Here is a 14,344-nt window from a genome sequence, read left to right as displayed (position 1 = left end):
TTAGTAGCGTTAAAGAAAAATCCGGAAGTATGAAGACTAATTTTATCAGACTAAATATATTATTTGCAGCTATCATAGTTGTATTAGTTTCTTCTTGTAATAATAAAAAGGAGGAAATTATAGAGCTTTGGTACAACAAACCAGCCAAGACATGGGAAGAAGCATTGCCTATTGGTAATGGTCGTTTGGGTGCTATGATATATGGAGATCCTCAGATAGAACAAATCCAGTTTAATGAGGAAACACTTTGGAATGGATCTCCAAGAAAGTATCAAAGAGACAATGCTTATAAAAGTCTTGATAAAATTCGTCAATTACTATTTGATGGCAAACAAGATATAGCTGAAAAACTAGCTGCAAAAACCTTTATGGGAAGACTTGCTTACGAAGACGAATTTCCTGTTTTAAAGGCTCAATGGGTTGATAGTATCAATCATCTTGATATTGTAAAAAAAGGCGTACTATCTTCATTTGACGATAGTACATGGCCTGAAATGTTCATCGACTATAAAAGTGTTTGGGAACGTAAGGGCCTTCCTGATATGAATGGAGCTGTATTATTTCGTAAAACAATTGATATTCCTGCACAATGGAAAGGAAAGTCTTTAAAAATTCATTTGGGTAAAATTAAGGATCATGATTTTACTTATATCAACGGTCATTTAATTGGAACAAAAGACGAAAGTAATACGAATCGAATTTATACCATCCCTGCTAAATTCGTTAAAACCGGTAAAAATGTAATTGCTGTTTTAATTAACAATTATGTTTCTACAGGAGGTTTTAATGCGGTAAGAACAGGTCCTAAAAAGATGAATATTACTCCTGTTAACTTTAAAGCAGATCCTCTATTTATTGAGGGTAACTGGAAATATAAAGTTATTGACAGAAAACCACCTTACTACCCGGAATACCAAGCAAAATATCAGCCTTTTGGAGTTGTTAGAATTGAATTTGAAGGACATGATTCAATTACAAATTTCAGACGTAGTCTTGAGATAAACAACGCATTGTCCAAAACAAGCTATACATGTAATGGAGTTCAATATCAAAGGGAGTATTTAGCAAGTCATCCGGATAATCTTATTGCTGTAAAATTAAGTTCGAATAAAAAGAACCAGCTCAATTTCAAAGCCTGCTTAGAGACTTTACATGCCATCTATAATATTGAAAAAATAGATGATCAAACACTGGCGCTTTCAATAAAAGTTGAGGACGGCGAGATGAAAGGAACTGCCTATTTAAATATTTCAAGCAATGACGGAATTGTAAATATTAAAGACAATCAAATTGTAGTTTCAAATGCAAGCGAAGCGGTAATCAAATTAATAGCATCAACCAATTATAAAGCGTACAATGATATTTCAGGAAATGCAAAAGAGATTTGTGATGCTCAATTGCCTATTATTGAATCATTACAATATGATGAAATCAGAACATCTCATTTAAATGATTACAAACCCATTTTTAACCGTTTTTCAATTGATCTTGGAGATCACGAAAAAAGACAAACACCAACTGACGAAAGAATTTTTAATATTAAAAATCAGGAAGATAAAGATTTAGCGGCCTTGTATGTACAATATGCAAGATATTTAATGCTTTCTTCAGGAAGAGAGGGAACCAATCCTCCTAACTTACAAGGTATCTGGAATGAAGAAATTTATCCGGCATGGGGAAGTAAGTATACCACAAACATCAATTGCGAAATGAATTTTTGGCCCGTGGAACCACTTAATATCAGTGAATGTCATAACACTCTATTTAAATTAATAGATGAAGTTGCCATTGAAGGTGCAAAAACTGCTAAAGCGTATTATAGCGCTAAAGGTTGGGTTCATCATCACAATACGGATCAATGGAGAGGAACTGCACCGATCAACAACTCCAATCACGGTATATGGGTAACAGGTGGTGCATGGTTAGCTCATCATTTGTGGGAGCATTATATGTATACGCAGGATAAAGAATTTTTAAAGACTAAGGCTTATCCTCTCTTAAAAGGTTCGGCTGAATTTTTTGCAGACTTTTTAGTAAAAGATCCTAAAACAGGATATCTGATCAGCACACCTTCAAACTCTCCTGAACATGGAGGTTTAGTTGCAGGGCCAACTATGGATCATCAGATTATTCGATCTTTATTTAAGATTGTAATTGAAAGCTCTGATATTTTAGATACAGATCACGAATTTGCTGCCATGCTAAAAGATAAACTAACTCAAATGGCTCCCGATCAAATAGGAAAACATGGTCAATTGCAGGAATGGATGGAAGATAAAGATGATACCACAGATACTCACCGTCATATCTCGCACCTATGGGGTGTTCACCCTGGCAATGAAATTACGTGGGATAACAATCCTGAGTTAATGAAAGCAGCAAAACAATCATTAATATATCGTGGGGATGATGGAACAGGTTGGAGTTTAGCTTGGAAAATAAACTTTTGGGCTCGCTTTTTAGATGGTAATCATGCCAATACCATGATAAAAATGTTATTGGGTTCAGCTCTCGATCCAGAAAGAAACGGAGGAGGTGGCTCCTACCCTAACTTATTTGATGCTCACCCGCCTTTCCAGATTGATGGAAATTTTGGTGGTGCTGCCGGAATTGTTGAAATGATCATGCAAAGTCACCAGGGTTATATTCAATTACTACCTGCTTTACCTGATTCGTGGCAATCTGGAAGTATTAAAGGATTAAAAGCTCGCGGAGGATTTGAAATTGATATGGAATGGAATGAAGGGAAATTGTATTCGTTATCAGTTCTATCTACAGCAGGAAATAAACTTAAAATTAAGTATGGAAAGCAAATGATAGAACAAGAAACCCGGGCCGGAGAAACTTATCAAATAAACAACCTAATCAATTAAAAACACAGTAACTAGTCTAAGATGAAACAGATATTTAAATATATAATACTTACTCTTTTTGTTCCTGCATTATTCATTAAATGTGCGAATAATAATACTCAAAATGATCCCTGGAAAACGGCAAATAATATTGTAGAAACTATTGGTTCTATATCGTTCAAAGACACTACCTATAATATCACAAAATATGGTGCCATAGCTGATGGTAAAACATTAAACACCTCAGTGATCAATGCAGTTATTGAAATGTGCAGCGTTAATGGTGGTGGAACTGTTTTAGTTCCTGAAGGAACCTATTTAACAGGTGCTATTCATTTTGAGGATAGTGTAAATCTGAAAATTGACAAGGGAGCTACATTATTGTTTTCTGTTGATCCTAAAGACTATCTGCCAGTAGTAAAAACAAGCTGGGAAGGTATATTTTGTTACAATTATTCTCCTTTGATTTATGCTTATGGCAAAAAGAACATTGCCTTAACCGGTGAAGGAACTGTAAATGGTATGGCTATACCTGAAAACTGGTGGAGACTAAAAGGTAAAACAAAATATGGTTGGAAAGAAGGAATGGAAAGTCAATTGGATTCTGTTGGACAACCACTACTTAACCAATACAATAAAAACCAAACTAAAGTTGAAGATCGACAAATGGGTGAAGGCCATTATTTACGTCCTCATTTCATTCAGTTTTTCGAATGTACAAATGCTTTAATTGAAGGTATTACTGTAGAAGACTCTCCTTTTTGGGTAATACATCCTGTACTTTGCGAGAATTTGACCATAAGAGGTGTAACGGTTAACAGTAATGGTCCAAACAACGATGGTTGTGACCCGGAATCTTGTAAAAATGTTTTGATTGAAAATTGCATTTTTAACACTGGAGATGATTGTATTGCGTTAAAATCAGGAAGAGATGATGACGGAAGAGCCATGAATCGACCAATTGAAAATGTAGTAATCAGAAATTGTACCATGAAGAATGGACATGGCGGAGTTGTTCTTGGCAGTGAAATTTCAGGTGGTTGTAAAAATATTTTTGTTGAGAATTGCGAAATGAATAGTCCTGAATTGGATAGAGCTATCCGTATTAAAACTAATAATAACAGAGGCGGCGTAACTGAAAATGTTTATATCCGAAACTTAAATGTAGGTCAGGTTAAAGAGGCTATCGTAAGAATCAATTGCAGTTATGATTCAAAAGAAGGCCAGGGTAATTTTATTCCTACCGTACAAAATATTTTCATCTCTAATGTTCAGTCACAAAAAGCACAAATGGCACTTAAACTGGATGGTTTAGAAGGTGAGAATTGTATAAAAAATATCCATATTGAAAACTGTTCTTTCAACGGTGTAAAAGAGGATAACGTTATTAAATACGTGGAAAGTTTAAATCTGAAATCTGTTCATATTAATGACGAGTTGATTAATGAATCTTTATAGTACAATAGATAGATATTAAGTTCTCAGTAGATGGTAGACAGTAGACGGTAGACAGTAGGCAAAATCTGAAGACTGTTGACTGGGAACTGGGAACTATTGACTAAGAAACAGCCTTCTTAATTCAAAGAAATCATGAAGTTATCATTAAAAAAATCGATACAAATAATAAAATCACAGTTTGGTTTTCAAGTGTCAGGAATGCTTGTTTTATTATTTTCGGCAAACATTAATTCTAAAGCTCAGACTGTAACTGGTGAACCTGCTGGAATTCCAATTCCTCCTCAAATATACTCAACTGAACCATGGGAAGATCCTCAAATATGTGGTCTAAACAGAGACCGTTCCAGAGTGACAGCTTATTCATATACTAACATTGAAGATGCTCTTAGGAATGTTAGAGAACAATCATCTCGTTATGTGGATTTAAACGGAGAATGGGATTTTAAATTTGCTATTAAGCCAGCTGATGCACCTACTAACTTTTATGAAAATAAGGTTACTGGATGGGATAAAATAAAAGTTCCTTCAAACTGGGAAATGGAAGGTTATGATATTCCAATCTATAAAAGTGCGGTTTATCCGTTTCGTCCGGTAAATCCACCTTACGTGCCAAGAGATTACAATGCTGTTGGTTCTTACCAACGCACTTTTTCCGTTCCTGAAAAATGGAATGGTATGAATATAACGCTTCATTTTGGAGGAGTTAGCTCCGCTTTTAAAGTTTGGGTAAACGGCAAATTCTTGGGGTATGGAGAAGACAGTTGTTTACCTTCAGAGTTTAATGTAACTCCTTATTTAGTTAAGGGCGAAAACATCGTTTCTGTTCAGGTAATCAGATGGAGTGATGGAGCTTATCTGGAAGATCAGGACCATTGGAGAATGAGTGGTATTCAGCGTGAAGTATATTTAATGGCTGAACCAAAACTTCGTATTGCTGATTTTCATTACCGAACAACGCTGGATAAAGAATATAAAGACGCTGTTTTCAGCCTTCGTCCTCGTATCGAAAACTTAACCGGAGATACAGTTAAAGGCTATATTTTTAAAGCTCAATTATATGATGCTGCCAAGCAAACTGTATTTGAAAAACCTCTGAAAAAATCAGTTATTTCTATTTTAGATGAAAGTTATCCTCGTTTAGATAATGTGATTTTCGGAATGCTGGAAACTACTGTTAAGAATCCTTTAAAATGGAGTGATGAGACTCCGAATCTTTATACACTTGTTGTTTCTTTAGAGGACAGTGTTGGAAATCTTCTGGAAGCTAAAAGTTGTAAGGTTGGATTTAGAAGCATCGAATTCAGAGAATCTGACAGCAAGTTATTGATTAATGGTAAAGTAACTTATCTATACGGTATTAACCGACACGATCATCATCCTGAAAAAGGAAAAGCTCTATCTAGAGAAGATATTGAAAGAGATGTAAAACAGATCAAGCAATTCAATTTCAATTGCATTCGTACAAGCCACTACCCTAACGATCCGTATTTCTACGATTTATGTGATGAGTACGGTATTTTGGTGATGGACGAAGCCAATTTGGAAACTCATGGACTGGGTGGTAAATTAAGCAATGATCCTTTTTGGACCAATGCTCATTTGCAAAGAATGACCAGAATGGTGGAAAGAGATAAAAATCACCCTAGTGTAATTATCTGGAGTTTAGGCAACGAAGCTGGTAGTGGACCAAACCATGATGCAATGGCAGGATGGGTTCATAATTTTGATATTACTCGTCCTGTTCATTATGAACCAGCACAAGGTAGTCCGGGTGTTGAAGGTTATAAAGATTTAAGCAAGCGTCCAAATACAGGTAGATTACCAAATCCTATCGATCAAAATTATGTGGATATGGTAAGTCGTTTCTACCCTTCTATCCCATTTATCTATGACTTATTAAACTTCCCGGGAGATAAAAGACCAATTCTTTTCGTGGAGTATTCACACTCTATGGGTAATTCAACAGGAAACATGAAGGAGCTTTGGGATATTTTCCGTTCAAATCCACGTTTTATTGGTGGTTGCATCTGGGATTTTAAAGATCAGGGCTTAACAAAATTAGATTCATTAGGAAATCCTTTTTATGCTTATGGAGGTGATTTTGGCGAAAAACTGCATGATAACAATTTCTGTATCAATGGTATTGTTGCTGCTGACGGAAGAGCAAAAGCTGCCATGTACGAGTGTAAACATGTTTATCAGCCTATAGAATGTGAATTGGTTAATGCAGATAAAGGTTTAATCAAGATTATCAATCGTCATGCTACTTTATCTACAGATCATTACAACTGTGCATTAAAAACATTACAGGATGGAAAATTAATTAAAACTGTTTCCATTCCTACTTTTCATTTAGAAGCAGGAAAAGATACTGTGATTAATATCTCTGGTTATCTGCCCAAATTTAAAGCAGACTTAGAGTATCTGACTAACATTGAATTCTCTTTACTTGAGGATCAACAATGGGCCAACAAAGGATATAACGTAGCTTCCAATCAGTTTGAATTATCAGGATTACCAATTTTTAAAACTGAATCAAAATCTTATCCTACATTAACAGTAAATGACAAGGATAACAAATACAACATTAGTGGTAAATCATTTAGCATTGGAGTTGATAAAACAAACGGAGCATTATCATCTTATATATGGAATGGTGAAGAACAAATTTTCGCTCCTCTCCTACCTAATTTCTCTCGTCCTTTAACGGATAACGACAGAAAAGGCTGGAAACCTCAGAAAAAACTGAAAGAGTGGTACGAGGCTAATCCTGATCTTACAGATATTAAAATTGAGGACCGAAAAGACATTGTCAGCATTACAAGTCAGTATTCTATTATCGACAATAAAGCCAATGTAACTGTAAATTACACCATTAATGGCGATGGAGTGATTAAAGTAGCATATAAACTTGATGTAAAGGACAGTCTTCCAAATATTCCAAAGGTTGGTATGAAGTGCGGTATTCAAAGAAACTATGATCAAATTAGTTGGTATGGTCGCGGTCTGTATGAAAACTACATTGACAGAAGATCCGGCTTTGAAGCAGGCATCTACAGTCAGCCTATCAATGAATTTATGGAACCATACATCATGCCTCAGGAAAATGGCAACAGAACGGATGTTAGATGGATGTATCTAAACAACAATCAAAACAATGGTGTACTGGTTGTTGCAGATAGTTTATTAAGTATGAATGCATGGCCTTATACAGAAGAAAATATTAACGAGGCCAATCATACTTATGATTTAAAAGACGCCGGATATATCACATTAAATATTGATTTGATACAGATGGGTGTAGGTGGTAACGACAGTTGGTCGGATGTGGCTCAACCGATACCTCAATATCAAATACCTGCAAAGGATTATCAGTACGAGTTTTACTTACTACCTATTAAAAGTAAAATCGATCAAATTACTTCTGTGTACAGAAAAATTAAGTTTTAATTAAGGGAAAGAAAAACATATTCATATGAAAACAATTATAAAGAATAGATTTTTACTGCTTTCGATGATCATTTCATTTTCATCAGTAAATATTTTTTCACAATCATTAAAAAGTAATACCGATACAGAAATCAAATATCTTTCAGGTAAAGGGTATGATGATGCTGTAGAATGGGATTTTTTCTGTACAGAAGGACGAAATAGTGGCGAATGGACCAAAATTCAAGTTCCTTCGTGTTGGGAGCAACAAGGTTTTGGGGAATACAACTATGGCATTTATTTCTACGCCATGAAGTCTCACCCTGCAATTCCAACCGAGCAAGGTAAGTACAAACACACATTCATGGTTCCAAAGGAATGGGAAGATAAAAACGTACAAATTGTTTTTGAAGCGTCGATGACTGATACTGAAGTGAGAATTAATGGCAAAAAAGCAGGTGAAACACATCAGGGTGCATTCTATCGTTTTAAATATGATATCACTCCATGGTTAAAATTCGGAAAAGAAAACTTGTTGGAAGTTACCGTAAGTGAAGAATCAAAAGATATCAGTGTAAATCTGGCTGAACGCCGCGCTGATTACTGGAACTTTGGAGGAATCTTCCGTCCTGTATTTTTAGAAGTAAGACCTGCTCACAATATTGACCGAACAGCTGTTGCAGCTGAAGCCAATGGTGATTTCCTTGCCGAAGTTTTCCTTGGACATCCATTATCAAACGAATACTCAGTTAAAGCAGAAGTGTTGGATTTGAATGGTAAAGTAATTGGAAAACCAGTTCTTGAAAAACCTCAACCTGGATCTGAAAAAGTAGTTCTAAAGTCGCATTTTGATAATATGAAACTATGGACTGCAGAAACGCCTAATCTTTACAATGTTCGATTTACATTGATGAAAGATGGTAAAGCTATTCACACAGTTAATGATCGTATTGGTTTCCGCACATTTGAAATCCGCAAAAAAGATGGACTTTACCTTAATGGACAAAGAATTATGATGCGTGGAGTAAACCGTCATAGCTTTTGGCCGGAAACAGGTCGTACTTTAAATAAAGAGTTAAACTATAACGATGTTCGTTTAATTAAAGAAATGAACATGAATACAGTTCGTATGTCGCACTATCCTCCTGATCCTGAATTTTTGGATGCTTGTGATGAATTGGGACTTTATGTTTTAAATGAGCTTGGTGGATGGCATGGTCATTACGATACAGGAGTTGGAAGAAAACTGGTTAAAGAGATGGTTACTCGTGACGTTAACCACCCAAGTATTCTTTTTTGGGATAATGGAAATGAAAAAGGTTGGAATACAGAGCTTGATGCTGAGTTTGCTCCTTACGATCCTCAAAAGCGTCCGGTTATTCACCCTCAGCAAGATCTAAACGGAATGGAAACCATGCATTACCGTTCATACGGTGAAACTCAAAACTATTTAAGAGGTAAAGATTTATTTATGCCGACTGAGTTTCTTCATGGATTATATGATGGTGGACATGGTGCTGGTTTATATGATTACTGGAAAATGATGTATAACCATCCTAACTGTACCGGAGGTTTACTTTGGGTGTATGCCGATGAAGGTGTAGTTAGAACTGATCAGGATGGAAAAATTGATAATGATGGAAACCATGGTGCTGACGGTATTGTTGGACCTCATCACGAAAAAGAAGGTAGTTTCTTTACCATTAAAGAAGTTTGGTCGCCTGTTTATATTGATTTTGATGAACTACCAGCTGATTTTTCCGGTGCAATTCCTGTTCAAAACAGATACGATTTTATCAACCTGAATCAGTGTAAGTTTACATGGAAACTAAGTCAGTTTTCAGATGCTTTTGAAAAGAATGCAACAGAAATAACGATTAAGGAAGGTAAATTCAACGGTCCGGATTTAGAAGCACATGCAAAAGGTGAATTAAACATTCCTCTTCCTAAGGACTGGAAGAATGCTGATGCTTTATTTGTTACTGCATACGATCCAGAAGGAGAAGAAATTTATACATGGTCGTGGGATTTAGCAAAAGAAGCTGATTCTATTGAACCAAACAAAGTAAATAATGAATTTAAAACTCAGGAAACAGATGAGCAAGTGACTATCTCTGTTGGAGAAAATGCATTTACTTTCTGCAAAGAAAAAGGTGAATTATTAAACGTAAAACAGAACGGAAAAACCATTTCGTTTGGTAATGGGCCTAAGTTTACTGCAGCTCGTCGTGGTGATAGAAGTTTGGATGGTTGGGTTGCTGAAAATTTACCTAAGCCATTAAATGGTATTGACAGAGTTTACAACGAATTTTCAACAGACTCAACGTTGACTTATTTTGATTATCACAAAGAGGATGGTTACTACGCAGTAAATGCAAAGTATGCAGGAGCGTTGAAAAATGTATTATGGAAGATTTATCCTGATGGATTATTGGAATTAGACTACACATACCAATATGATGGTGTGGTTGAGTTGATGGGAATCAAATTCGACTATCCTGAAGACAATATGAAATCTATTAAATGGTTAGGAATGGGTCCTTATCGTTCATGGCAAAACCGTACTCATGGTACAGAATTGGGTATTTGGGGAAATGATTACAACGATCCTATCCCTGGTGAAAGCTTTGTTTATCCTGAGTTTAAAGGATATTTCCGCGATTGGCAATGGGCTAATTTCTCAACTACAGAAGGAACCATTTCTATTGCAAATAAAAGCTTTGATAACTATTTAGGCGTTTATACTCCTCGTGACGGAAGAGATGCATTATTATATACTTTACCTCAAACAGGAATTTCAGTATTAGATGTAATCCCTGCTGTTCGTAATAAAGTAAATGCAACAGACTTATGTGGTCCTTCATCACAAGCACAACGTGTAAGTGGAGAGAAATCTGGAACGGTTTATTTTCGTTTTCAAGCAAAGTAAATTATAGATCGTTAGACATTAGATAAGAGATAATAGACTATTTGTAAATAATTCTAAAGTCTCTAATCTCTTATCTGTAATCTCTAATCTAAAAAAGATGAAAAAAATATTCTGCATACTATTAATTGGAGCATTCTTTCTGGGATGTAATTCCGGATCTTCAAAGGAAGAAAAGAATTATCCTACCACAGAATCAGCTAAACCATGGACACTTTGGTACTGGATGCATGGTGAAGTGTCAAAAGAAGGTATAACTGCTGATCTGGAGGCCATGAAAGAAATTGGTCTGGGTGGTGCATATCTGTCATTTATTAAAGATCTAAGAGATTCTTCATTGATAGAAAATCCGGTTAAAACATTGACTCCGGAATGGTGGGAAATGATTAAGCATGTCATGAAAGAGTGCGATCGTTTGGATTTAAAACTAGGTATGCACTCCTGTGATGGGTTTTCATGCGCCGGTGGTCCATGGATTACTCCGGATAAATCTATGCAGAAGGTTGTTTGGTCTGATACTATTGTGAAGGGCGGACATCCTTTTCAATCTGTTTTATCGGTTCCAAAACATAAAGAAAACTACTACGAAGACATTGCCATTTATGCCTATCCTGTTAAGGAAGGTGCAGGTGTTTCCTCGTTCCAAAAACAAGTTAAAGTAACAACTGATGCTACAAATAATGACATTAACTACCTGGCCAAAGAAGGAAATAACAAACAGTTTAAAAGTAAAGAACCTTGTTACATTCAATACGAATTTGAAGAGCCATTTACTTGTCGCTCTTTAATTATTCATTCAGGATGGTACAACTATCATTCTAACCGATTTTTAATCCAGGTTAGTAATGATGGTGTTCATTTCAAAGATCATTATCAAATGACGGCTCCACGACAAGGATGGCAGGATGTTTATGCAAATGCAACCAGTCTTATTCCTGAGGTAACAGCCAAATATTTTCGCTTTGTTTATGATCCAACAGGTATGGATGCCGGTGCTGAAGATTTGGATGCAGCCAAGTGGAAACCATCCTTAAGAGTAAAAGGAATTGAACTTTCTTCTGATGTAAAGATTCATCAATACGAAGGTAAATCAGGAGTGATTTGGCGAATAGCTCAAAGAACTAAAGATAATGACTTGAAATCAGATGAGTGTGTTGCTCTGGATCATTTAGTGGATATTACAAGTTACATGTCAAAAGATGGAACATTAACATGGGATATTCCTGAAGGTAACTGGCGTATCCTTCGTATGGGACACACAACAACAGGTACTACCAATTACATTGGCGGAGGCGGTAAAGGTTTGGAGTGTGATAAACTGGATTCTGAAACAGTAGCTTTTCAGTTTGATCAATGGTTTGGTGAAGTCTTTCGTCAGGTTGGCCCTGAATTGGCAAACACAGTATTAAAACGTTTTTTCATCGACAGCTGGGAATGTGGTAGTCAGAACTGGTCTCCGGTACTTCGCGATGAGTTTATAAAAAGACGTGGGTACGATTATTATAAGTACCTGCCTGTTTTAGCGGGTATTCCTATTGAAAATGCAGATAAATCAGAAGAAGTACTCACTGATTTACGTGAAACTATTGCTGAATTGGTTGCTGACAATTTATTTGGAACCATGCAGAAGCTGGCACATGAAAAAGATTGCCATTTTGCAGCCGAAAGTGTTTCTCCGATTATGGTTTCAGATGGAATGCTGCACTTTAAAAATGTGGATTCACCAATGGGCGAATTCTGGTTCAGAAGTCCCTCGCATGATAAGCCTAATGATATGATGGATGCCATTTCTGGTGCTCACATCTATGGAAAACAAATTATACAGGCGGAAAGCTTGACAGAGATTCGTTTGGATTGGGATGAACATCCGGGAATATTGAAGCCTGTTATAGATCGCAATTTTGCATTAGGTATTAATAAAATATTCTTCCATGTGTTTACACAAAATCCATGGATCGATCGCAGACCAGGAATGACTTTGGATGTAATTGGTACTTATTTTCAACGTGATCAGACCTGGTGGAAACAAAGCAGTGCATTTATTGATTATTTAACCAACTGTCAAGCCTTGTTACAGACAGGAAAACCTGTTACTGATATTGCTGTATTTACAGGAGAAGAGATTCCTCGACGTTCCATTTTACCAGATCGCTTGGTACCAATACTACATGGTATTATGGGTGAAGAAAGATTGGCTAATGAAAAGAAAAGATTGTCAGAGAATAATTATGAAGTGCGTCATATACCTCAAGGAGTAACAACTTTGGAGAGTATTGCAGATCCTGAAGAGTGGATCAATCCTTTAATGGGTTATGCATACGATTCTTTTAATAAGGACGCTTTAATCCATCTTGCTTCAGTAAAGGATGGGAAGATTGTGTTACCCGGAGGTGCTGAATATAAACTATTAGTGGTTCCCGGTCAGAGAAAAATGGCTCCGAATGGCGGAGAAAAAATGAGCGTTGAAGTCGCATCAAAACTTTTGGAATTAACCAAACAGGGAGCAACCATATTAATGATGGAAAAACCATCTACCACTTATGGTGCCAGTCAAGAGGATGATCAGAAATTAAAATCTATAATCAACGAGTTATTTACTGGTTCTCCTGTACAAATGAAGGATGAAAAAGGCAACAGTTACAACATTAGTAAAGTTGGTAATGGTCGTGTTATTGTTGGTCCTTTTGTTGCTGGATCATTTGATCAAATAGATTTAATCAAAGATTTTAAAGCCTTAAATATAACTGGAAAGGAAATCACTTCAATGGCATGGAATCATCGCAGTTCTGAAAATGAAGAAATTTATTTTGTTGCAAATCAATTAGACAATCCTCAGGAAGTAACGCTGTCTTTTAGGGAAAATGAAAAGACACCTGTTATTTATGATCCGGTAACCAATACTAAATTCTTACCTAAAGATTATGCTGTAGTTAATGGTCGAACTGATATCAAGTACAAAATGGAATCGAATCAATCTATCTTCGTGATTTTTGAAAAGGAAGTAACTTCTACTATATCACAAGTATCATATAACAAGGTATTTGATATTGAAGGAACCTGGAGTGTTCAATTTGATAAGGATTTAGGTGGTCCATCTGAAGCAATTGCTTTTAATGAGTTGACTTCCTGGAGTGAAAGCAATAACGATTCAATCCGCTATTATTCTGGTACAGCATCTTACAAAAACAGCTTTAATTGGGATGAAAGCAATAAAGAAAAACAGGTATGGTTAAAGCTTTCTGACTTTGACAATATTGCTGAAGTGAAAGTAAATAACGTACCATGTGGTATTTGTTGGACTAAGCCTTATCGTGTAGATATTAGCAATGCAATAAAATCAGGCACCAATAATTTAGAAATTGAGATTACCAATACTTGGGCCAATCGATTAATGGGCGATCATCAATTACCCGAAGACGAAAGGGTAACTTATACAACCGCTCCTTATCGTTTGGACGGTCGGGAGCTATTGCCTGCTGGATTATATGGTCCGGTTACAATTGAAGTAAGTGAATAAAGGTGAAGGGAAAAAAGGAACATGGAGAACGCAGTAAGGAGAACAAACATTGTATGATAATAATAATGCAAATCAAGGCCTGAAGGGCCGTAATAAAATAGCATAGGGCGAAGCCCTATGTATTAATATAAGGGAATAAGTCTATTATCTAATGTCTATTAT

Annotated in this window: 5 protein-coding genes; all 5 read left to right on the top strand. The window is 36.0% G+C overall.

Annotation, left to right across the window (positions count from 1 at the left end):
• The first annotated feature begins 29 nt into the window (after positions 1–29).
• The 5 genes from OM075_RS05665 to OM075_RS05645 all read left to right on the top strand — a co-directional run bounded on the left by OM075_RS05665 (position 30) and on the right by OM075_RS05645 (position 14,182).
• Positions 30–2,873, top strand: a complete 2,844-nt coding sequence (locus tag OM075_RS05665) for a glycoside hydrolase family 95 protein (protein WP_301189515.1) — start codon at positions 30–32, stop codon at positions 2,871–2,873.
• Positions 2,874–2,894: 21 nt separating this feature from the next.
• Positions 2,895–4,310, top strand: a complete 1,416-nt coding sequence (locus OM075_RS05660) for a glycoside hydrolase family 28 protein (protein WP_301189514.1) — start codon at positions 2,895–2,897, stop codon at positions 4,308–4,310.
• Positions 4,311–4,442: 132 nt separating this feature from the next.
• A complete protein-coding gene (locus OM075_RS05655; protein WP_301189513.1) occupies positions 4,443–7,760 on the top strand; it encodes a glycoside hydrolase family 2 TIM barrel-domain containing protein in 3,318 nt (1,105 codons plus the stop codon).
• A 25-nt stretch (positions 7,761–7,785) separates the two neighbouring features.
• Positions 7,786–10,668: a glycoside hydrolase family 2 TIM barrel-domain containing protein gene (locus tag OM075_RS05650; protein WP_301189512.1), complete on the top strand. Its 2,883-nt coding sequence runs from the start codon at positions 7,786–7,788 to the stop codon at positions 10,666–10,668.
• A 97-nt stretch (positions 10,669–10,765) separates the two neighbouring features.
• Entirely contained in the window at positions 10,766–14,182 is a 3,417-nt protein-coding gene (locus OM075_RS05645) for a glycosyl hydrolase (protein WP_301189511.1), read from the top strand.
• Positions 14,183–14,344 lie beyond the last annotated feature (162 nt).

It is taken from the genome of Plebeiibacterium sediminum (assembly GCF_026013605.1).
Classification (GTDB): domain Bacteria; phylum Bacteroidota; class Bacteroidia; order Bacteroidales; family Marinilabiliaceae; genus Saccharicrinis; species Saccharicrinis sediminus.
This window is presented reverse-complemented; position numbering and strand designations above follow the sequence as displayed.

Coding starts and splice junctions, on each gene's coding strand:
- OM075_RS05665 (WP_301189515.1), top strand. CDS start 30: ATGAAGACTAATTTTATCAGACTAAATATATTATTTGCAGCTATCATA.
- OM075_RS05660 (WP_301189514.1), top strand. CDS start 2,895: ATGAAACAGATATTTAAATATATAATACTTACTCTTTTTGTTCCTGCA.
- OM075_RS05655 (WP_301189513.1), top strand. CDS start 4,443: ATGAAGTTATCATTAAAAAAATCGATACAAATAATAAAATCACAGTTT.
- OM075_RS05650 (WP_301189512.1), top strand. CDS start 7,786: ATGAAAACAATTATAAAGAATAGATTTTTACTGCTTTCGATGATCATT.
- OM075_RS05645 (WP_301189511.1), top strand. CDS start 10,766: ATGAAAAAAATATTCTGCATACTATTAATTGGAGCATTCTTTCTGGGA.